Origin of the sequence: Mycobacterium colombiense (genome assembly GCF_001953985.1) — a bacterium.
GTDB classification, from domain to species: domain Bacteria; phylum Actinomycetota; class Actinomycetes; order Mycobacteriales; family Mycobacteriaceae; genus Mycobacterium; species Mycobacterium colombiense_B.
This window is the reverse complement of the sequence record NZ_MBEI01000049.1, coordinates 49,213-68,712: the sequence shown is the minus strand read 5'-3', so window position 1 is coordinate 68,712 and position 19,500 is coordinate 49,213. Positions and strand designations below refer to the sequence as shown.

Genomic DNA, 19,500 nt, shown 5'->3' with positions numbered 1-19,500 from the left:
TGAAAACAATCAGCCCCGAACGGATCACCGTTCGGGGCTGAATTGATCTGGCCTACTTCACCATCGTGAATTGCCCCACATTGCAGACGCCCTTGCGGAAGAAGTTCTCGCATCCCGTCAAATAGTGCATGTAACGGTCGTAAACCTCTTGGGACTGGATGGCGATCGCCTGGTCCTTGTTGGCTTCCAGATTGGCCGCCCAGATGTTGAGGGTCCGCTCGTAGTGCTTCTGCAGCAGCTGCACCCGCTCGATCGAGAAGCCGGCGGCCTCACCGAACTTGAAAATGTCTTCCTGCGCCGGCAGCTGTCCGCCCGGGAAAATTTCCTGACCAATAAAACGCATGAATCGTAAATCGCTCATCGTGATCGAAACACCACGCTCATGCTGCTGCTTTTGCGAGTACGCCAAAATCGTGTGCAAAAGCATCCGACCATCATCGGGAAGGATGTCGTAGGCGCGTTCGAAAAATGCGGGATAGCGCTCCGACTTAAATGCCTCGAAGGCGCCGATGGAGACGATCCGGTCGACCTTGTCTTCGAACTCTTCCCAGCCCTGCAGGCGCACCTCGATGTTGCGGTCCGTCGGCAATCCGGCCAGCTTCTTCTTGCTGTACTCGAACTGGTTGCGGCTCAAGGTAATTCCGATGACGTTGACGTCGTACTTCTCGATAGCCCGCTTCAGCGCACCGCCCCAGCCGCAGCCGATGTCCAGCAGCGTCATCCCGGGCTCGAGGTTCAGCTTGCCCAGCGCCAGGTCGAACTTCGCAATCTGGGCTTCTTCGAGCGTCATGTCATCGCGCTCGAAATAGGCACACGTGTAGCCCATCGTGTCGTCAAGGAATAACGCGAAGAATTCATCCGAGACGTCGTAGATGGACTGCGACTCCTCGTAATAGGGTTCCAATCCAGTCATGCTCGGTACAAACCTTTCATCATATTTAACGCGAGCATACTAACTGATGCGTAAATTGCCGGCCATCCAGGGCACCCGTGCGTCATCAGTTGTTACTCAGTAGGTATAAAAGCCCTGGCCCGTCTTCTTGCCCAGCCGGCCGGCCTCCACCATGCGCAGCAGTAGCGGCGGCGGGCCGTACTGCGGTTCCTTGAACTCCTCGAACATCTTGTCCGCGATCAGCTTCAAGGTGTCCAGACCGACCAGGTCGGACAGCCGCAGCGGGCCCATCGGGTGCGACAGCCCGGCCACCACGGCCTTGTCGACGTCCTCGACGGTGGCGAAACCGGCTTCCACCATGCGGATCGCCGACAGCAGGTAGGGCACCAGCAGCGCGTTCACCACGAAGCCGGACCGGTCGGAGCAGCGCACGACCTGCTTGCCCAGCACGGCGCTCGCGAATTCCTCGGTGCGCGCGGCGGCGGCATCGTCGGTGACCAGCGTGCTGACCAGCTCGACCAACGGCAGCACCGGCACGGGGTTGAAGAAGTGCAGACCCAGCACGCGTTGCGGGTTCTTGGTGGCCGCGGCGATCTTCATGATCGGGATGCTGGAGGTGTTGGACGCCAGGACCGCGTCCGGGTCGGTGATGACCCGGTCGAGTTCGGCGAAGACCTGCGCCTTGACGGCGTCGTCTTCGATGATCGCCTCGATGACCAGTTGGCGGTCGGCGAGGTCCTTCAGGTCGGTGGTGAAGGTGAGCTTGCTCAGCGCCCGGTCGCGTTCCCGCTCGGTCACCTTGCCTGCGCTGACGCCGCGCTCCAGCGACTTCACGATGCGGTTGCGCCCGGCCGTGATGAGGGCCTCGGTGGTCTCGAACACGGTCACGTCGACCCCGGCGCGGACCGAGACCTCGGCGATGCCGGACCCCATCTGGCCGGCCCCCACGACTCCTACCCGCTGGATCGCTGCGTCACTCACTGATTTCTCTCCGGTGTCGTATCGTCTTGCACCGCAATAGGCCCCGCCCAGGTTTAGCTGGGCGGGGCCTACGCTACTTCATCTCATTTTCAGGCCGCGGCGTGCGCCGCGCACTCACTCGTCCTCAGTGAAACTGGCCCTCTTCGGTCGAGCCGGTCAGCGCGGTGGTCGACGAGGTCGGGTCCACCGTGGTGGCGATGCGGTCGAAGTAACCGGCGCCCACCTCGCGCTGGTGCTTCGTGGCGGTGTAGCCACGCTCCTCGGCGGCGAACTCGCGCTCCTGCAGCTCGACGTAAGCGGTCATCTGGTTGCGGGCGTAGCCGTAGGCCAGATCGAACATCGAGTAGTTCAGGGCGTGGAAGCCAGCCAGCGTGATGAACTGGAACTTGAATCCCATTGCCGCGAGCTCCTTTTGGAACTTCGCGATGGTGGAGTCGTCCAGGTGCTTGCGCCAGTTGAACGACGGCGAGCAGTTGTAGGCCAGCATCTGGTCCGGGAACTCGGACTTGACGCCCTCGGCGAACTTGGCGGCGAGCTCGAGGTCCGGAGTACCGGTCTCCATCCAGATCAGGTCGGAGAACGGCGCGTAGGCCTTGGCCCGGGCGATGCAGGGCTCCAGGCCGTTGCGGACCCGGTAGAAGCCCTCCTTGGTGCGCTCACCGGTGATGAACGGCTGGTCGCGCTCGTCGACGTCGGAGGTGATCAGCGTGGCGGCCTCGGCGTCGGTCCGGGCGATGACGACGGTCGGCACGTCGCACACGTCGGCGGCCAGGCGGGCCGAGGTCAGGGTGCGGATGTGCTGCTGGGTCGGGATCAGCACCTTGCCACCCAGGTGGCCACACTTCTTCTCCGAGGCCAGCTGGTCCTCCCAGTGCGATCCCGCCACACCGGCGGCGATCATGGCCTTCTGCAGCTCGTACACGTTGAGCGCACCACCAAAGCCGGCCTCACCGTCGGCGACGATCGGCGCCAGCCAGTTCTTCACCGAGGTGTCACCTTCGACCGCGGCGATCTCGTCGGCGCGCAGCAGCGCGTTGTTGATCCGGCGCACCACCTGCGGCACCGAGTTGGCCGGGTACAGGCTCTGGTCGGGGTAGGTGTGGCCGGACAGGTTGGCGTCACCGGCGACCTGCCAACCGGACAGGTAGATGGCCTTCAGGCCGGCGCGCACCTGCTGCACGGCCATGTTGCCGGTCAGGGCGCCGAGCGCGTTGATGTACTCCAGGTCGTGGAGCTGCTCCCACAGCACCTCGGCGCCGCGACGGGCCAGGGTGGCCTCCTCGACGACGGTGCCCTGCAGGGCGACGACGTCCTTGGCGGTGTAGGTCCGGGTCACATCCTTCCAACGCGGGTTGGTGTCCCAGTCCTTCTGGATCTGTTCGGCGCTCTTGGGGGTGCCAACGACAGACATTGGGCATGCTCCTTCACGATCTTCACTACTGAGTTGCTGGACGCCTCACCGGCGGTAGCTAGCGGCTCAACTTCACTGGTGTGCTAACTCGAAGATGACACAGGCCATATGGGCCGGTCCACCCGTTTCAATTGCCAATTTAAGCAACGCGAGCGCGCGAATTTGCGAATCTTGCTAAGTTGCTAACTCACTTAACCGTTTCAGAACCTACCCGCCGGTAACAAAAACGTGCAGGTCAACGGCGGTTAACGGGACGCTTGTCCGATTTAGCGAGCAAAGATCGCGGCGACGGCTTTCGCCTCGTCGCCCACGGCGTATGTGAGCGTTGTAACAGTGCGATCGGCCAGCTCGGGGCCGAATTGGTCGGTGGATCCGGCCGGGTGAACGTGCGAGATGATGTCCAGCTTGTCGCCCAGCGCCACCGGCGCCTCGTGCTCGATCGTGATGCGCAGCGGCGGGTTCATCAGCTCCGGGTGCGACGCCAGGTAGTCCTCGATCACACTCCAGTACACCGAGTTGTTCATGTGATCGAACAGGTCGATGTCGGTGACCCGGACCGGAAACTCGTGGATCTCGACCGCGTCGTCCCGGCTGGCCGGCTTCAGGTAGGACTTCCAGCGCAGCCGGTCCACCGAGGTCGTCTTGCGCAGGCCGGCCAGGAAGTCGTCGGAGATGCGCGAGGGCATCTGGGTCTCGCGGTTGATGTTGATCCAGAAGGCCTCGGACTCGATGAGCCCCGCGCCGCGCTTCCCATCGATGCGAACCCGCATCTCACACCAGCGGTTCGAGGTGCCCGAACACCATCTGCGCAGGCGCAGCATGTCGTTGAACTCGATCGGCCGGATCAGGTCGAGCATGGTGCGCCGGACGATCCACAGCGGGTGGGTCTCCTCGAAGCCCATCTCGCGCAGCTGGTCCTGGCCGATGTCCTGGATGTGGCGCGCGGACGCGTCCAGCCGCAACCGGCCCGTGTGGTCGATGTCGCCGACCCGCAACGGCCACTGGCGATCGAAAACGTCAGGGTGACCGTCGGGCACCGGCATCAGTTGTTTATCCAGGCTCACGGCGTCGCTCCCCGATTCCTCCTCGTGGTCACCCCAGGCTAAGGCCTGAGGCCCGGGTCGCATCATGCCAACGGGGTGCGCCGGACACCAAGCTCGACCCGGCCGTCTGCGATGCCAAGTCTGCGAACCAGATCTTCACATGGCCGGTAATCTCGGTGAAGTGTCCAAGACGTTCGTCGGTTCCCGCGTTCGCCAGCTGCGCAACGAGCGCGGGTTCTCCCAGGCCGCGCTGGCCCAGATGCTGGAGATCTCGCCGAGCTACCTCAACCAGATCGAGCACGACGTCCGCCCGCTGACGGTGGCCGTACTGCTGCGCATCACCGAGGTGTTCGGGGTGGATGCGACCTTCTTCTCCTCGCAGGACGACACCCGGCTGGTCGCCGAGTTGCGCGAGGTCACCATGGACCGCGATCTGGACATCGACGTCGACCCGACGGAGGTCGCCGAGATGGTCAGCGCCCATCCCGGGCTGGCCCGCGCGGTGGTCAACCTGCACCGGCGCTACCGGATCACCACGGCGCAGCTCGCGGCCGCCACCGAGGAGCGGTACTCCGACGGCAGCGGCAGCGGCTCCATCACCATGCCGCACGAGGAAGTGCGCGACTACTTCTACCAACGGCAGAACTACCTGCACGAGCTGGACACCGCCGCCGAGGACCTCACCATCAAGATGCGGTTGCACCACGGCGATCTGGCGCGCGAGCTCACCCGCCGGCTCACCGAGGTGCACGGGGTGCACATCAACCGCCGAATCGACCTGGGCGACACCGTGCTGCACCGCTACGACCCCAAGACCAAGACGCTGGAATTCAGCAATCACCTGTCGGTGGGGCAGCAGGTTTTCAAGATGGCCGCCGAACTGGCCTACCTCGAATTCGGCGATCTGATCGACACTTTGGTCGAGGAGGGCAAGTTCACCAGCGGCGAGTCGCACACGCTGGCGCGGCTCGGGCTGGCCAACTACTTCGCCGCGGCCGCCGTGCTCCCCTACCGTCAGTTTCATGACGTCGCGGAGAACTTCCGCTACGACGTCGAGCGGCTGTCGTCGTTCTACTCGATCAGTTATGAGACCATCGCACACCGGCTTTCGACGTTGCAGCGCCCGTCGATGCGCGGCGTGCCGTTCTCGTTCGTCCGGGTCGACCGGGCCGGAAACATGTCAAAACGTCAGTCCGCCACCGGCTTTCACTTTTCCTCCAGCGGAGGCACCTGCCCGCTGTGGAACGTGTACGAGACGTTCGCCAATCCGGGCAAGATCCTGGTGCAGATCGCGCAGATGCCCGACGGGCGCAACTACATGTGGGTGGCCCGCACGGTGGAACGTCGCGCGGCCCGGTATGGTCAGCCGGGTAAAACCTTCGCGATCGGGTTGGGCTGCGAGCTTCGCCACGCGCACCGGCTCGTCTACTCCGAAGGACTCGACGTTTCGGGGGAACCAGGGACAGTGGCCACACCGATCGGCGCGGGCTGCCGGGTCTGCGAACGCGACAATTGCCCGCAGCGCGCCTTCCCGGCGCTCGGACGCGCACTCGATCTCGACGAGCACCGCAGCACGGTGTCTCCGTACCTGGTGACCCAACCGTGAGCCCGCCGGCGCTGGAGGGACGCATCCCGCCGGGGCGGTTTCGCGAACTGGGACCGATCAATTGGGTGATCGCGAAGCTCGGCGCGCGCACCGTGGCCGCCCCGGAGATGCATCTGTTCACCACGCTGGGTCAGCGCCGGTTGCTGTTCTGGACATGGCTGGCGTACGGGGGCCGGCTGCTGCGCGGGAAGCTTCCCACCATCGACACCGAACTGGTGATCCTGCGGGTCGCGCATCTGCGCGGGTGCGAGTACGAGCTGCAGCATCACCGCCGGATGGCGCGGGCGGCCGGGCTGGACGCGGACCTGCAGGCCGCCATTTTCGCGTGGCCCGAGAAGCTGGACCCGGTCGATGCCCGCCTGACCGTGCGTCAGCAGGCGCTGCTGGCGGCCACCGACGAGTTCGTCAAAGACCGGACCGTCACCGCCGACACCTGGCGACAGCTGGCGACTCACCTGGATCGGCGGCAGCTGATCGAATTCTGTTTACTCGCAAGCCAATACGACGGCCTTGCCGCGACCATGTCGGCGCTCGACATCCCCCTGGACCATCCGCGCCAGCTATAGGTAGACGTCGACGAGGATGGTCAGCGTCAGTATCACCGGAAGTACCGGCAGGGTGAAGCCGAACACCGCCCAGGCCTGCTTGCCGCGCCGGCGCTGCCGCAAGCCCCACAGCGCGGCGCCGATCCCCAGCACCACCGAGGCCAACAGCACCAGCGGGGCCCACTGGCCGGCCGTCGCGTTGTCGCCGTTCGAAATGGCCAGCAACCACAGGACATAACCGGTCGCCAGGCCAGCGACGGCACCCGCGATGGCCTGGGGAGTGACGGTGCGGCGCATCAACTTCGGCTCAGAAATTGATCATGTGCCCGGTCAGGCCGTGGAAGCATTCCTGCAGCGCCTCGGACATGGTCGGATGGGTGTGCACGTTGCGGGCCAGCTCGGTGGCGGTCAGGTCCCACTTCTGGGCCAGCGTCAGCTCCGGAAGCAGCTCGGAGACGTCGTGGCCGACCAGGTGTCCGCCCAGCAGCTCACCGTATCTGGCGTCGGCGATCAGCTTGACGAACCCGCTGGGGTCACCCACACCGTGGGCCTTGCCGTTCGCGGTGAACGGGAACTTTGCCACCACAACGTCATGGCCTTCGTCGCGGGCCTGCTCCTCGGTGAGACCGAAGCTGGCGACGTTGGGCTGGCAGAACGTCGCGCGCGGCATCATCCGGTAATCACCGAGCGCCAAAGTCTCTGCGCCGGCGATGGTTTCGGCGGCCACCACACCCTGGGCCTCGGCGACGTGGGCCAGCTGAAGCTTGCCGGTGACGTCGCCGATCGCGTAGATGTGCTCGATGTTGGTGCGCATGTAGTCGGTGATCCCGATGGCCTTGCTCTCGGTCAGCGCGACGCCGGCCGCCTCCAGGCCGAAGCCCTCCACGTTGGGCGCAAAACCGATGGCCTGCAACACCTTCGCGGCCTTGAGTTCTTCGGAGTTGCCGTCCTTACTGACGGCGACGGTCACCTCCGAGCCGTTGTCGGAGATTGACTCGACTTTGGTTCCGGTGAGAATCTTGACGCCCAGCTTCTTGAACTGCCTCTCGACCTCCTTGGAGACCTCGGCGTCCTCGTTGGGCAGCGCGCGCGCCAAGAACTCGACTACGGTCACCTCCACGCCGTAGTTCTTCAGCACATAGCCGAACTCCATGCCGATCGCTCCGCAACCGGCGATGATGATCGACTCCGGCAACTCCCGGGACAGGATCAGCTCTTCGTAGGTGACCACGTTGGCCGACAGCGACGTGCCGGGGACCAGGCGGGTGCTGCTGCCGGTGGCGATGATGGCGTTGTCGAAGGTGACGGTCTCGGTGCCGCCCTCGTTGAGCTCGACCTCGATCGTGTTGGCGTCGGTAAACCGGCCGTAACCATGGATTTCGGTGATCTTGTTCTTCTTCATCAGGAAGTGCACGCCGGCGACGCGGCCCTCGGCCACCTTGCGGCTGCGGTCGAACGCGACCCCGTAGTCGAACGTCGCCTCGCCGCTGATGCCGAACGTCTTGGCCTCTTTGGTGAAGATGTGGGCGAGTTCGGCGTTGCGCAGCAGCGCCTTGGACGGGATGCAGCCGACGTTGAGGCAGACTCCGCCCCAGTACTTCGGTTCGACGACCGCGGTGTTCAGGCCCAGCTGCGCGGCGCGAATGGCTGCGACATATCCGCCGGGGCCGGCCCCGAGGACGACGACGTCATAGTGAGAAGTCACGAGCCCACCCTAGTTGGCCACCGCCCTCGGTGGCCGCCCGGGCGAGGCGTCAATACGGAATGACGCCGACCAGACAGTGGCCCACCCGCTCGCAGTGGTAATAGCCGTACAGGGGCGCCGCGGCGACCAGCGCGGCGAACGGCCCGGACATCATCGCCACCGAGAGCGCCGAGACCAGCGGCCTGCCCTCGGTCATCGCCAGCATCACCCCGCCGACGATGCACACCACCACGTAGACCAGGACCACGAACAGCGCCGCGGTCTTGTCGACCGAGTGGTGCCACCAATAGAACAGCCCCAGCCCGATCACGGCCGCCGCGGCCCACACGCCGAGCAGCACCAGGGCCAGCTTCCACCACTTGAGGTAGAGGTACCGGCCGGGCACGTTGACCGGTTGCACCGGGCCGACCGGCTCGGCCGACTCCGGCTCGCCGGCATCCGCGGTGGGTGTCGCCGCCGCGTCCTCGACCGTGCCAGGCTCGGGCTCTTTTGCGGCGGGGTGTTCGCCGGTGTCGTCATCGAAATCGGGCACCCACGACTGGGTGCCAGTGTGCTCGGCGGCGTCCTCGTCATCGGAGAAGTCCGGCACGAATGCCTCGGTGCCCGGGTTCGAGGCGTCCTTGTCGTCAGGCACCGGCGGCCACCCGCAGCGCGACCAGCACGCCGAACCAGCCCGGCGCCACCGACAGCAGGAAAGCGCCCAGCATGGTGACCCAGCGGCGTCCGGAAAACAGGATCATCGTCAGCCCGACGACGCTGAGGATGCCGACCACCGACGCGATCGCGATGCCCGGGCGGACGCCGGTGTGGACGGCCACGGTGCACGCCACACCCGCCAAAAGTCCGACCGCACTGCCGATCAGCATGGCGCTGGCCAACAACCAGGGGCGCGGAAGTGGGATCACTTTCCCGACTGTACTGCGGCTACCGGCGCGGGGGGCACGCCGCCGAGGCCGCGTCAGCCACCACCGCGCCCCGCGCCCCGGGGCGTTGACCGCGCTCGTAGTCGGCGCCGGTGATCACCGCCGCGGTGGCCAGCGACGCCTGCTCTTCATCGGTGAAGGCGCGGCCACGGGACAGGAACCGGACCCCGTCGGGCGCCTCCAGGCTGAAGCCGCCGCCGCGGCCCGGCACCACGTCGATGACCAGTTGGGTGTGCTTGTCGCGATAGTGCGCCGCGTACTGCGGGCCCGAAATCCACACCGGCACGCCGTCCGTCCCGACGTCGAGCACACCGAGCAGCACGTCGCGGTCACCGACGAGGAAGTCGCCGAGCGGGTAACACATCGGCGACGAGCCGTCGCAGCAGCCGCCGGACTGATGGAACATCACCGGGCCGTGGGTGGCCTGCAGCCGCGTCAGCACCTCGGCGGCCGGGGCGGTGATGACCACCCCAGCGGGCACGACCATCAGAAGAACCCTTGCGCCTTCTCGGAGTAGGACACCAGCATGTTCTTGGTCTGCTGATAGTGATCGAGCATCATCTTGTGGTTCTCCCGGCCGATGCCGGACTGCTTGTAGCCGCCGAACGCCGCGTGTGCGGGGTAGACGTGATAGCAGTTCACCCACACCCGGCCGGCCTGGATGTCGCGCCCGGCCCGGTACGCGGTGTTGCCGTCGCGGCTCCACACCCCGGCGCCCAGGCCGTAGAGGGTGTCGTTGGCGATCGAGATTGCGTCGTCGTAATCGGCAAAGGAGGTCACCGTCACCACCGGCCCGAAGATCTCCTCCTGGAACACCCGCATCTTGTTGTTGCCGCCGAAGATGGTGGGCTGCATGTAGAAGCCGCCGGACAGGTCGCCGCCGAGCTCGGCGCGTTCGCCGCCGGTGATCACCTTGGCGCCCTCGTCCTTGCCGATCTCGATGTAGGACAACACCTTTTCCAGCTGATCGTTGGACGCCTGCGACCCCAACATGGTCTCGCTGTCCAGCGGATCACCCTGCCGGACCGCTTTGGTGCGGATCGCGGCCAGCTCGAGGAACTCGTCGTAGATGTCGGCCTGGACCAGGCTGCGTGACGGGCAGGTGCACACCTCGCCCTGGTTGAGGGCGAACATGGTGAAGCCCTCCAGCGCCTTGTCCTGGTAATCGTCGGCCTTGGCCATCACGTCGGAGAAGAAGATGTTGGGGCTCTTGCCCCCGAGTTCCAGGGTGACCGGGATCAGGTTCTGCGAGGCGTACTGCATGATCAGCCGCCCGGTGGTGGTCTCGCCAGTGAACGCGACCTTGGCGATCCGGTTGTTCGACGCCAGCGGCTTGCCGGCCTCGGCGCCGAAGCCGTTGACGACGTTGATCACTCCGGCCGGCAACAGGTCGCCGATCAAAGACATCAAATAGAGGATCGAAACCGGCGTTTGCTCAGCGGGTTTGAGCACCACCGCGTTGCCGGCGGCCAGCGCGGGCGCCAGTTTCCAGGCGCCCATCAGGATCGGGAAGTTCCACGGGATGATCTGTCCGACCACACCGAGCGGCTCGTGGAAGTGGTAGGCCACGGTGTCGTCGTCGATTTGCGACAGCGAGCCCTCCTGCGCGCGCAGCGCCCCGGCGAAGTACCGGAAGTGGTCGGCGGCCAAGGGAATGTCGGCGGCCAGCGCCTCGCGGATGGGCTTGCCGTTGTCCCAGACCTCGGCCACCGCCAGCGCGGCGGTGTGCTCCTCGATGCGGTCCGCGATCTTGTTCAGGATCGCCGCCCGCTCGGCCGGCGCCGTCTTGCCCCACGCCGGAGCCGCCGCGTGCGCGGCGTCGAGCGCCTTCTCGATGTCGGCCTCATCGGAGCGGGCCACCTCGCAGAACGTCTGGCCGGTGACCGGTGTCGGGTTCTCGAAGTAGCGCCCCTTCACCGGGGCGACCCACTGCCCGCCGATGAAGTTGTGGTAGCGGGATTCATATGACATCAATGCCCCGGCAGAACCTGGACGTGCGAAAACAGTCATCTGCTCTCACCCCTCACTCGGCTGTGTAATTCACCTCACACTACCGCCGGCGCCACAATGGCTTCCATGACGTCGCAAGCTCACGCCGCCCCCGAAGACAACCAAGATCCGTACCTGTGGCTCGAGGACGTCACCGGCGACGAGGCGCTGGACTGGGTGCGGGCGCGCAACGAGCCGACGCTGGCGCGTTTTCGCGACGAGAACTTCGAACGGATGCGCACCGAGGCGCTCGAGGTGCTCGACACCGACGCCCGCATCCCCTACGTGGTCCGTCGGGGCGAGCACCTCTACAACTTCTGGCGTGACGCGGCCAACCCCCGGGGCCTGTGGCGGCGCACCACGCTGGACAGCTACCGCACCGAGACCCCCGAGTGGGACGTGCTGATCGACGTCGACGAGCTCGGCCGGGCCGACGGCGAGAAGTGGGTGTGGGCGGGCGCAGGCGTCATCTACCCCGAATACACCCGCGCGCTGGTCAGCCTGTCCCGCGGCGGCTCGGACGCCTCCATCGTGCGCGAATTCGACATGCTGACACGGCAATTCGTCGACGACGGGTTCGAGCTTCCAGAGGCGAAGTCGCAGGTCAGCTGGGCCGATCCGAATACCGTGCTGGTGGGCACCGACTTCGGCCCCGGTTCGCTGACCGATTCCGGCTATCCGCGGGTCGTCAAGCGCTGGCGCCGCGGCACCCCCCTCGCCGAGGCCGAGACGGTGTTCGAGGGGGCGCGTTCGGACGTCAACGTGGTGGCGAGCACCAGCCGGGTCCCCGGCTACGAACGCACCCTGATCGGCCGGGCGCTCGACTTCTGGAACGAAGAGGTCTACGAGTTGCGCGGCTCGGAACTCATCCGCATCGACGCGCCCACCGATGCCAGCGTGAGCCCGCACCGCGAGTGGCTGTTGATCGAGTTGCGCAGCGACTGGTCGTTGGGCGAGGACACCTACACCGCCGGGTCGCTGCTGGCCGCGAATTACGACGAATTCCTCGCCGGCACAGCGCAACTGCAGGTGGTCTTCGAGCCCGACGAGCACACCGCCCTCAACCATTACGCGTGGACCGAGGATCGGCTGCTGATCGTCTCACTGGCCGACGTGGCCAGCCGGGTGGAGATCGTCACGCCCGGTGACTGGCGGCGCGAGCCGGTGGCCGGCATTCCCGCCGCGACCAACACAGTGGTCGTTTCCGCCGACGACACCGGTGACGAGTTCTTCCTGGATTCCAGCGGATTCGACTCTCCGTCGCGGCTGATGCGCGGAACCGACGACGGGAAACTCGAACAGATCAAGTCGGCCCCGGGCTTCTTCGATGCCGAAAACATCTCGGTGACACAGAATTTCGCCACGTCGCAGGACGGCACCTCGATCCCCTACTTCGTGGTGCGGCCCGGCGGTCCGCAGGCTTCGGACGGGCCGACGCCCACCCTGCTCTACGGCTACGGTGGCTTCGAATCGTCCAACACGCCGGGCTACAGTGGTGTGCTGGGCCGGCTGTGGCTGGCCCGCGGCGGCACGTACGTGTTGGCCAACATTCGCGGCGGCGGCGAATACGGCCCCGGCTGGCACACGCAGGCGATGCGCGAGGGCCGGCACAAGGTTGCCGAGGACTTCGCCGCCGTGGCAACCGATTTGGTGGATCGCGGCATCACCACGGTCGAGCAGCTCGGGGCGCAGGGCGGCAGCAACGGGGGCCTGCTGATGGGCATCATGCTGACCCAGTACCCGGAAAGGTTCGGCGCGCTGGTGTGCAGCGTGCCCCTGCTGGACATGAAGCGCTATCACCTGCTGCTGGCCGGCGCCTCCTGGGTAGCCGAATACGGCGACCCCGACAACCCCGACGACTGGGCCTTCATCTCCGAATACTCGCCCTACCAGAACATTTCGGCGACGCGCCGGTACCCGCCGGTGCTGATGACCACCTCTACCCGCGACGACCGGGTGCATCCGGGTCATGCCCGCAAGATGACCGCGGCGCTCGAGGCCGCCGGTCATCCGGTCTTCTACTACGAGAACATCGAGGGCGGGCACGCCGGCGCGGCGGACAACGAGCAGGTGGCCTTCAAGTCGGCGCTGACCTACTCGTTCCTATGGCAGATGCTCGCGCGGCCATAGGATCATCGACGTGTCCGCGATCCAACGCATCGAACTCACCCTGCTCGCGACCGGATTGATTTTCATCCTGGTCTCGGCGGCGCAGGCGCGCTATCGCTTCGTCAAGCACCGCCGGGCCGGTCGGCGGTTCTACTGGGCGACCGCGATCATCGGCATCGTCTGCTTTGCGTTCGGAACCGGCCAGCTCTGGCCGAACGGCGTCGCGGCGGCGGCGGTCTTCTCCGCCATCATCGCGTTCTCGGCCTACCTCACCACGCCGTATCTGAAGATCGGCGGGCGAATCTACGCGTCCTCGCCGGAGAACCGCCAGCCCGACCCCTGAGGAAGCTATGCCAACCAGCGACTTCCAGACGCTGCTGTACCGGACGGCCGGCCCGGTCGCCACCATCACGCTGAACCGTCCGGAGCAGCTCAACACCATCGTGCCGCCGATGCCCGACGAGATCGAGGCCGCCATCGGCCTGGCCGAGCGCGACCCGGCGATCAAGGTCATCGTGCTGCGCGGCGCGGGCCGGGCCTTCTCCGGCGGCTACGACTTCGGCGGCGGGTTCCAGCACTGGGGCCAGTCCATGATGACCGACGGGAAATGGGATCCCGGCAAGGACTTCGCGATGGTCAGCGCCCGCGAGACGGGGCCGACGCAGAAGTTCATGGCCATCTGGCGGGCGTCCAAGCCGGTCATCGCGCAGGTGCACGGCTGGTGTGTGGGCGGGGCCAGCGACTACGCGCTGTGCGCCGACATCATCGTCGCCAGCGAGGACGCCGTGATCGGCACGCCCTACAGCAGGATGTGGGGGGCGTATCTGACCGGGATGTGGCTCTACCGGTTGAGCCTGGCCAAGGCGAAGTGGCACTCGCTGACCGGCCGACCGCTGACCGGCGTGCAGGCCGCCGAGGTCGAGTTGATCAACGAGGCGGTGCCGTTCGAGCGGCTGGAGGCGCGGGTCGCCGAGATCGCGGCCGAGCTGGCGCAGATCCCGCTGTCGCAGCTGCAGGCGCAAAAGCTGATCGTCAACCAGGCCTACGAGAACATGGGGCTGGCGTCCACCCAGACGCTGGGCGGCATCCTCGACGGCCTGATGCGCAATACCCCCGACGCGCTGGCCTTCATCAAGACCGCCGAGGCCGACGGCGTGCGGGCCGCGATCGAGCGCCGCGACGGTCCCTTCGGCGACTACAGTCAGGCCCCTCCCGAGCTGCGACCCGACCCGACGCACGTCATCGTCCCTGATCGCGACTGATACTGAGATGCGCTAGCCAAATCCTGGCAGTGACCTGGGAACTCTTCCAGGCGGGCCAAAAAGTGTTACCGTAATTGCTATGTCTCGGCTGAGTACTGGCCTGCGTGCAGGCGCCGCGTTCCTTGCTCTGGGTATTACCGCTGCGATTTTTCCGTCGACCGCGGTAGCCGACTCCACGGAGGACTTTCCGGTCCCCCGTCGAATGATCAATACGACGTGCGACGCCGAACAGATCCTGGCGGCCTCCCGGGACACCAGCCCGGTGTACTACCAGCGCTACATGATCGACTTCAACAACCACCCGAACGTGCAGCAGGCGACCATCGACAAGGCGCACTGGTTCTACTCGCTGTCGCCGCAGGACCGCCGGAACTACTCCGAGAACTTCTACGCGCCCGTGTCCGATCCGCTGTGGGTGGCCTGGCCCAACCACATGAAGATCTTCTGGAACAACAAGGGCGTGGTGGCCAAGGCCACCGACATCTGCAACCAGTACCCGCCCGGCGACATGTCGGTGTGGAACTGGGCGTAACGCCTTCGAAAAATCCGCGCGTCCCTGAGGAAGGACGCGCGGATTTTTTTGTCTGCGCGCGGCGGCGGTAATGCGCCGCCGGGAGCCGATCGACGTCCACGCGCCACGCAAGATCAGCGCGGTTGTACCACTCCGCCCGGCGGGTGCTGGTCGACGTCGTTGAGGATCAGCTCGCGCACGGCGGGACGCGGTCCGTATGGCCGCAGCATGGTGCTGGCCGGCCGTGGTCGCACGTGCTGCGGCCACCAGAACCAGCGCCCGAGCATGGTGGCCAGCGAAGGTGTCATGAACGACCGCACGATCAAGGTGTCGAACAGCAGACCCAGCGCGATCGTCGTACCTACCTGGGCCATCACCAGCAGTGGGCTGAACATGAACGTGGCCATAGTGGCGGCGAACACCAGACCGGCGGAGGTAACCACCGAACCCGAACCGGCCATCGCGCGGATCGTCCCGGTTTTGAGCCCGGCGTGGATTTCCTCTTTGAACCGCGATATCAGCAGCAGGTTGTAGTCCGAGCCGACCGCCAGCAGCAGGATGACCGCCATCGCCAGCACCATCCAGTGCAACTTCATACCCAGGATGTACTGCCACAAGAGCACGGAGAGTCCGAATGAGGCGCCCAGCGACAGCAACACCGTCCCGACGATCACGACGGCCGCCACGACGCTTCGGGTGATCACCAGCATGATGATGAAAATCAATGTGGCTGCGGCGATTCCGGCGATCATCAGGTCGATGTTGGAGCCGTCGTGCATGTCCTTGTACGTCGCGGCGGTGCCGCCGAGGTAGACCTTGGCGCCCTCCCAGGGGGTGCCCTTGATCGCCTCGTGCACCGCCTGCTTGATCGGTTCGATGTGGTTGATGCCTTCAGGAGTCGCCGGGTCGCCTTCATGGGAGATGATCAGCCGGACGGCGTGCCCGTTCGGCGAGATGAACTGTTTGAGACCCCGCGCGAAATCCGGGCTCTTGAACGCCTCCGGCGGAAGGTAGAACGTGTCGTCGTTCTTCGCTTTGTCGAAGGCATCGCCCTGCGCGGTGGCGTTGTCGGACTGCGCTCTCGCCTGTTCGTTAAGACCCTGTGTGATCGCATAGTTCGACATGATGGTGTCGAGGTTGCGCTGCTGGCTCTCGATCTGCGGCGGTATCAGCGCCACCAGCTTGGGCTGGATCCGATCCAGCTTGTCGAGGTTCGCGCTGAGGTTCACGATGTTCTCGGCCACCTGGTCGATGCCGTCGAGCGCGTTGAAGACCGAGCGGAGTGCCCAGCAGACCGGGATGTCGTAACAGTGCTTCTCCCAGTAGAAGTAGCTGCGGATCGGCCGAAGGAAGTCGTCGAAGTTCGCGATGTCGTCGCGCAACTTCTCGGTGATCTGCACGGTTTCCTTGGTGAGCCTGGTGGTTTCGTGCGTGGTGTTGCTCAGATCCTGGGTCACCTGCATCTGCTCATGCAGCGTTGCCATCGTCTTGTGCAGCTCGTCCGCCTGCTTGAGCAGGTTTGCCGCCTGCTCATCCTGATAGTGCTGGGTCTGGATCCGGCCCGCAGCTTGCGCGCCCATCTGAAAGCCGAGGGTGCTGTGGTCGAGCGGCGTGCCCAATGGTCGGGTGATGGTCTGCACCCGGCCGATGCCGGGGATGTGGAAGACCGCCTTGGCGACCTTGTCCAGGACGATGAAGTCGGCCGGATTACGCAGGTCGTGATCCGTCTCGATCATCAACAGCTCAGGATTGAGCCGAGCCTGGTCGAAGTGCCGGTCCGCGGCGGCATAGCCGACATTGGCGGGGGTGTCCGCCGGCAGGAAGTGGCGATTGTCGTAGTCCGTCTTGTAACCGGGCAGGGCGAGCAGACCCACCAACGCGATCGCGATGGTCACCGCGAGCACCGGTGCGGGCCAGCGGACTACCGCGGTGCCCATGCGACGCCAGCCCTGGGTCTGCAGCTTGCGCTTCGGGTCCATGAGCTTGAAGAAGGAAGCCACCGTCAGTATTGCCGGAGCCAGCGTCAAAGCCGCGAGCACCGCGACCAGCATGCCGACCGCACAAGGCACACCCAGCGACTGGAAGTACGGAAGCCGGCAGAAGCTCAGGCAGTACATCGCGCCGGCGATGGTCAGGCCCGATCCCAGCACGACATGCGCGGTGCTGTGGAACATGGTGTAGAACGCTTGTTCGCGGGTCTCGCCCAGCCCACGGGCCTCGTGATAGCGGCCGACCACGAAGATCGCGTAATCCGTCCCGGCGGCGATCGCCATCAGCACCAGCATGTTGTTGGCGAACGTCGACAGCCCCATGACGCCGTAGTTACCGAGCGTCGCGACGACACCGCGGGCCGCTGCCAGCTCGATGAACACCATGGCCAGCATGATCAGGACGATGCTGATCGACCGGTAGACGAACAGCAGCATCACGATGATCACCAAAAAAGTGACGAGCGTGACCTTCGCGACGCCCTTCTCACCCGCGTGGGACTGATCAGCGAACAGCGGCCCCGCGCCGGTGACGTAGGCCTTGATTCCCGGCGGCGCGGGCACCGAGTCCACGATCTTGCGGACGGCCGCGGCGGACTCGTTCGCCAGCCCGCCGCCCATGTTGCCGGCGAGGTAAACCTGGACGTACGCGGCCTTTTGATCGTGGCTCTGGGAACCCGCCGCCGTCAACGGATCACTCCAGAAATCCTGGACGTGCTGAACGTGCTTCTTGTCTTGCTCGACGCGCCTGACGATCTCGTCGTAGTAGCGGTGCGCTTCGGCCCCGAGTGGCTTGTCGCCCTCCAGCAAGATCATGGCCGAGTTGTCGGAGTTGAACTCTTTGAACGTCGATCCGACCTTCATCATCGACTGAAAGGACGCCGCGTCAGTCGGACTCATCGACACCGAGTGGGTTTTGGCGACGACCTCCAGCTGCGGGGCCACCGTGTTCGTGACGAACACGATGGCCAACCACACCAGGAGGATCGGCAGGGCCAGCCGATGGATCATCCGCGGCAGGAACGGCGGGATCAGCGGCTGGTCGACGCGCGGCGGAGCCGCGCTTGGCTCGGTCATGCGGACTTGTCCAGGCAATAGACGAAGGCGTTCACGGTCTGGTTGGGATCTGAGCGATTCGGAGTCTTGATGACGTCACCGCTCCCGTCGTGCTTGTTCACCACGAATTGGCAGGCGATCCAACTGCCGTCGCCTTGGGCCACCAGGTTTGCCGGGATGCCGGGCTTCGTTGAACTCAATACTTTGCTCCAGGGCAAGGGCACGTTGAGGGCCTGCTGCGGATGGGAGTTTTCGTCGAGGTAGTTGATGGTTGCCGTGCTGCCCGGTGGACCCCAGACCTGCAGCGTGATCGTCTTGGCGTTGAACTCGTCGAGGACCTCGCCCGAGGTGCCGCCGCCGAACGAACCGCGGTGAACGCCGAAGACGCCGTGCAATCGGTACACCACGAATCCCGACAGCGCGACCACAGCCGCGATCGTGAGCACCAGCCAGAAGCGGCTCAGCAACCCCTTCTTCTTGGCGCGCTGTGGGGCAGCCTTATTGCCCTCGCTGCCCGTGGAGCCCTGCTTCATTAGCGGCTCCGTCCTTGGCTCAGTCGTCGTCATGGGTGCTTCAAGTCCTTCACCACGGGCGAAACATTAAATAGCCTATGTATCACGTTAGCGACGACCCGCAAACTCGTGTTCGCGTTGGCCACCGCCGTCCCCCTTCGGCCGCCTTCCTTCACCCGGGCGTCGCCTCCTTCTGCGTTCATGAGGATTCCGAGATCAGGCCGATGCACGTGGCCGTCAGCAGTCGGGTAAGGGCGGACGCGAAGTCCAGATTCCACTCGGGCGGAACGACTTCGGGCTCCTCGGCGTAGACATCGGTCAGCTGCTCCGGCGGGTTCGCGACTTGCCACAGGGTGGCCGCCAGCGAGTATGCGGCCAGCAAGATGTCGAGCGAGCCCGATCGTCCGAGCTCGGGCAGCGCGCTCCCGATCGAATCGGCCAGCGACAGTGTGGCCGCGGTACTGATCCGCCTGACCTCGATGACCCGCTCGGCGTCCACCTCGTGTTCGAGGTGCAGGTGCAGGTTGGCCAGCAGGTCGCAGAACAACGGGTCGTCGGCCAGGGCCTCGGCCAGCGTCTCGGCGATGCGCGAGGGTGACTTCGCGCCGGGCTCGGCCAGCTTCTCCGACACGGTATTCGACCACCGCACCCAGCCCTCGGCGGACAGGTGGAGCAGGACTTCCTTGTGGGAGGTGAAGTAGCGGCGCACCGCCGAGTAGTGGATTCCGGCGCGGCTGGCGACCGCGGTCAGGGTGACCGACGCGACGCCCGTTTCCATTGCCAGCGAGCGTGCGGCTTCCACGAGGGCCTCCGCACGTTGGCGCTTCTTTTCCTCTGTGCGGGCGCGCTGGAATGTTAGTTGCGCCACCGGCTGAGCGTAACGCACATTATGTGATTTGCATAACGCACGCCGCGTGATTTGTGGACGGGTCACTCGGGGCGTGAGAACAGGTAAAGGTGTAACCAT

19 protein-coding genes are annotated in these 19,500 nt (G+C 65.4%); 6 read left to right on the top strand and 13 right to left on the bottom strand.

Translation table 11 applies throughout. The annotated features are described in order from the left end of the window. Positions 1 to 52: 52 nt before the first annotated feature. The 4 genes from A5732_RS11965 to A5732_RS11950 all read right to left on the bottom strand — a co-directional run bounded on the left by A5732_RS11965 (position 53) and on the right by A5732_RS11950 (position 4,348). A complete protein-coding gene (locus A5732_RS11965) occupies positions 53 to 913 on the bottom strand; it encodes a cyclopropane mycolic acid synthase family methyltransferase (protein WP_076052458.1) in 861 nt (286 codons plus the stop codon). A gap of 96 nt (positions 914 to 1,009) precedes the next feature. After that, a complete protein-coding gene (locus A5732_RS11960; RefSeq protein ID WP_064951936.1) occupies positions 1,010 to 1,873 on the bottom strand; it encodes a 3-hydroxybutyryl-CoA dehydrogenase in 864 nt (287 codons plus the stop codon). Between the two features lie 124 nt (positions 1,874 to 1,997). Beyond that, on the bottom strand, positions 1,998 to 3,284 hold the full coding sequence (gene aceA / locus A5732_RS11955; protein ID WP_064951935.1) for an isocitrate lyase: 1,287 nt from the start codon (positions 3,282 to 3,284) through the stop codon (positions 1,998 to 2,000). A 266-nt stretch (positions 3,285 to 3,550) separates the two neighbouring features. Continuing rightward, the gene (locus A5732_RS11950) at positions 3,551 to 4,348 is read right to left on the bottom strand and encodes an acyl-[acyl-carrier-protein] thioesterase (RefSeq protein WP_076052501.1); all 798 of its coding nucleotides are present in this window, start codon (positions 4,346 to 4,348) and stop codon (positions 3,551 to 3,553) included. A 160-nt stretch (positions 4,349 to 4,508) separates the two neighbouring features. Here A5732_RS11950 and ramB point away from each other — a divergent pair, with 160 nt between their 5' ends. Further along, the gene (ramB, locus tag A5732_RS11945; RefSeq protein ID WP_076102364.1) at positions 4,509 to 5,933 is read left to right on the top strand and encodes an acetate metabolism transcriptional regulator RamB; all 1,425 of its coding nucleotides are present in this window, start codon (positions 4,509 to 4,511) and stop codon (positions 5,931 to 5,933) included. After that, complete coding sequence (locus A5732_RS11940; protein WP_076102296.1) at positions 5,930 to 6,499, top strand: carboxymuconolactone decarboxylase family protein; 570 nt, start codon at positions 5,930 to 5,932, stop codon at positions 6,497 to 6,499. The genes ramB and A5732_RS11940 overlap by 4 nt, the downstream gene beginning before the upstream one ends. On the opposite strand, the gene A5732_RS11935 is transcribed toward A5732_RS11940, so the two are convergent. The 6 genes from A5732_RS11935 to adh are packed head-to-tail and all read right to left on the bottom strand — an operon-like array spanning position 6,494 to position 11,116. Further along, entirely contained in the window at positions 6,494 to 6,775 is a 282-nt protein-coding gene (locus A5732_RS11935; protein ID WP_076052456.1) for a hypothetical protein, read from the bottom strand. The two genes, A5732_RS11940 and A5732_RS11935, sit on opposite strands and share 6 nt — an antisense overlap. 10 nt (positions 6,776 to 6,785) lie before the next feature. Next, complete coding sequence (lpdA, locus tag A5732_RS11930) at positions 6,786 to 8,183, bottom strand: dihydrolipoyl dehydrogenase (RefSeq protein WP_076052455.1); 1,398 nt, start codon at positions 8,181 to 8,183, stop codon at positions 6,786 to 6,788. Positions 8,184 to 8,232: 49 nt separating this feature from the next. Next, the gene (locus A5732_RS11925) at positions 8,233 to 8,817 is read right to left on the bottom strand and encodes a hypothetical protein (protein ID WP_076052454.1); all 585 of its coding nucleotides are present in this window, start codon (positions 8,815 to 8,817) and stop codon (positions 8,233 to 8,235) included. Next, on the bottom strand, positions 8,810 to 9,088 hold the full coding sequence (locus A5732_RS11920; RefSeq protein ID WP_171975009.1) for a putative holin: 279 nt from the start codon (positions 9,086 to 9,088) through the stop codon (positions 8,810 to 8,812). Before A5732_RS11920 ends, A5732_RS11925 begins: the two co-directional genes overlap by 8 nt. Before the next feature lie 19 nt (positions 9,089 to 9,107). After that, a complete protein-coding gene (locus A5732_RS11915; RefSeq protein ID WP_076052452.1) occupies positions 9,108 to 9,593 on the bottom strand; it encodes a DUF779 domain-containing protein in 486 nt (161 codons plus the stop codon). Then, entirely contained in the window at positions 9,593 to 11,116 is a 1,524-nt protein-coding gene (gene adh / locus A5732_RS11910) for an aldehyde dehydrogenase (protein ID WP_064950635.1), read from the bottom strand. The genes A5732_RS11915 and adh overlap by 1 nt, the downstream gene beginning before the upstream one ends. 66 nt (positions 11,117 to 11,182) lie before the next feature. Between adh and A5732_RS11905 the strand changes: the two genes are divergently transcribed. From A5732_RS11905 to A5732_RS11890, 4 genes are all read left to right on the top strand, one after another. Beyond that, on the top strand, positions 11,183 to 13,225 hold the full coding sequence (locus A5732_RS11905) for a prolyl oligopeptidase family serine peptidase (RefSeq protein ID WP_076102295.1): 2,043 nt from the start codon (positions 11,183 to 11,185) through the stop codon (positions 13,223 to 13,225). 10 nt (positions 13,226 to 13,235) lie between these two features. Next, positions 13,236 to 13,547, top strand: coding sequence for a hypothetical protein (locus tag A5732_RS11900; protein WP_065055238.1), 312 nt, complete (start codon positions 13,236 to 13,238; stop codon positions 13,545 to 13,547). 7 nt (positions 13,548 to 13,554) lie between these two features. Next, a complete protein-coding gene (locus tag A5732_RS11895; RefSeq protein ID WP_076102294.1) occupies positions 13,555 to 14,466 on the top strand; it encodes a crotonase/enoyl-CoA hydratase family protein in 912 nt (303 codons plus the stop codon). A 79-nt stretch (positions 14,467 to 14,545) separates the two neighbouring features. Next, the gene (locus A5732_RS11890) at positions 14,546 to 14,998 is read left to right on the top strand and encodes a DUF5078 domain-containing protein (RefSeq protein WP_076052448.1); all 453 of its coding nucleotides are present in this window, start codon (positions 14,546 to 14,548) and stop codon (positions 14,996 to 14,998) included. Positions 14,999 to 15,111: 113 nt separating this feature from the next. Here the strand turns inward: A5732_RS11890 and A5732_RS11885 are convergent, their stop codons facing one another. The 3 genes from A5732_RS11885 to A5732_RS11875 all read right to left on the bottom strand — a co-directional run bounded on the left by A5732_RS11885 (position 15,112) and on the right by A5732_RS11875 (position 19,419). After that, on the bottom strand, positions 15,112 to 18,042 hold the full coding sequence (locus A5732_RS11885; protein ID WP_076052447.1) for an RND family transporter: 2,931 nt from the start codon (positions 18,040 to 18,042) through the stop codon (positions 15,112 to 15,114). Next, complete coding sequence (locus tag A5732_RS11880; protein ID WP_076052446.1) at positions 18,039 to 18,587, bottom strand: MmpS family transport accessory protein; 549 nt, start codon at positions 18,585 to 18,587, stop codon at positions 18,039 to 18,041. Before A5732_RS11880 ends, A5732_RS11885 begins: the two co-directional genes overlap by 4 nt. A gap of 145 nt (positions 18,588 to 18,732) precedes the next feature. After that, positions 18,733 to 19,419 carry a TetR family transcriptional regulator gene (locus A5732_RS11875; RefSeq protein ID WP_139334622.1) on the bottom strand — a complete coding sequence of 229 codons (687 nt, stop codon included), beginning with the start codon at positions 19,417 to 19,419 and terminating at the stop codon, positions 18,733 to 18,735. Between the last annotated feature and the right edge of the window lie 81 nt (positions 19,420 to 19,500).

What these genes read in the sequence shown, in the direction of transcription:
- A5732_RS11880 (WP_076052446.1), bottom strand. Translation starts at nt 18,587, where the DNA reads ATGACGACGACTGAGCCAAGGACGGAGCCGCTAATGAAGCAGGGCTCC.
- A5732_RS11915 (WP_076052452.1), bottom strand. Translation starts at nt 9,593, where the DNA reads ATGGTCGTGCCCGCTGGGGTGGTCATCACCGCCCCGGCCGCCGAGGTG.
- A5732_RS11905 (WP_076102295.1), top strand. Translation starts at nt 11,183, where the DNA reads ATGACGTCGCAAGCTCACGCCGCCCCCGAAGACAACCAAGATCCGTAC.
- A5732_RS11935 (WP_076052456.1), bottom strand. Translation starts at nt 6,775, where the DNA reads ATGCGCCGCACCGTCACTCCCCAGGCCATCGCGGGTGCCGTCGCTGGC.
- A5732_RS11885 (WP_076052447.1), bottom strand. Translation starts at nt 18,042, where the DNA reads ATGACCGAGCCAAGCGCGGCTCCGCCGCGCGTCGACCAGCCGCTGATC.
- A5732_RS11895 (WP_076102294.1), top strand. Translation starts at nt 13,555, where the DNA reads ATGCCAACCAGCGACTTCCAGACGCTGCTGTACCGGACGGCCGGCCCG.
- A5732_RS11965 (WP_076052458.1), bottom strand. Translation starts at nt 913, where the DNA reads ATGACTGGATTGGAACCCTATTACGAGGAGTCGCAGTCCATCTACGAC.
- adh (WP_064950635.1), bottom strand. Translation starts at nt 11,116, where the DNA reads ATGACTGTTTTCGCACGTCCAGGTTCTGCCGGGGCATTGATGTCATAT.
- A5732_RS11890 (WP_076052448.1), top strand. Translation starts at nt 14,546, where the DNA reads ATGTCTCGGCTGAGTACTGGCCTGCGTGCAGGCGCCGCGTTCCTTGCT.
- aceA (WP_064951935.1), bottom strand. Translation starts at nt 3,284, where the DNA reads ATGTCTGTCGTTGGCACCCCCAAGAGCGCCGAACAGATCCAGAAGGAC.